This is a genomic window from Pararhizobium sp. P1_E7, from assembly GCF_056405855.1.
The window spans coordinates 1-774 of record NZ_JBFUBH010000245.1 but is presented as its reverse complement, the minus strand read 5'-3'; the positions used below and the strand labels follow the sequence as shown (position 1 = coordinate 774).

The 774-nt window shown below is 57.8% G+C and carries 1 pseudogene; it reads right to left on the bottom strand.

Annotation, left to right across the window (positions count from 1 at the left end):
- Positions 1-741: pseudogene (locus tag AC1D17_RS29215) on the bottom strand (ParB/RepB/Spo0J family partition protein); the annotation flags it as partial.
- Positions 742-774 lie beyond the last annotated feature (33 nt).

Sequence of the window (774 nt, the reverse complement as noted above, 5' to 3'; positions counted from 1 at the left end):
CAGGGTTGCCGGGTGGGTAAGCTTCGGGGTGCCATCCTTGGCTTCAACGCCTGCTGGGGCGTTGCCGTTTTCGCCGTCGTCCGCGTCTCCGGCCTCGTCCTCTTTCCTGATGATGCCGATCGCCGCTTCCAGCTTGCCGTGATAGTTAACATACAGCACGATGCCACTTCTCGCCTTATCTTCGGCCAAATAGGTTTCCTTGCTTTCGGAAATCTCGTCCAGCCGCCGGTTGATCGCATCAACGCGCTCGTGCGCCCCCTCCTCCTCAGCCTCGTTGTTGATCATTTCTGCCAATTCGTCATGCTCTTGGCAAAGCGCGTCGTATTCGGCTTGAACTTCGTCAGAAAGCTCGACCCCCACCGGATAGACACGCGGTACATTGAACATCCATTCCGGGCGTTCGGAAGTCGCTTCCACCCATTTCCAGCCATGCTGACGATATGGCACCGTGGCTTCATCCAACTTCTCGGATACGAGCCTGTCGAGCAATGCGACATCAAGCGCATAACCTCCGCCGTCCGCGTCAAACAGATCGCGGCGAATGGTTCCGCCTACCTGCTCGTAGGCGTCCAGCCCCCCGACGAATTTCACCCGCCGGTCCGTGCTGGCAACCTCGTCCGTCAACAGGTTCGACTTAATCCGGCTTGCATGACGATCCCATGTGGATAGGCCATTCCAAACCTGTTCCTGTCGCTCATGGTCGTCGGAAACCGTGAAGGCGGAAAGTTGCTCGAAGGTCATCTCCTCCTTGCGGTAGAGGTCCAACAGTTTGGG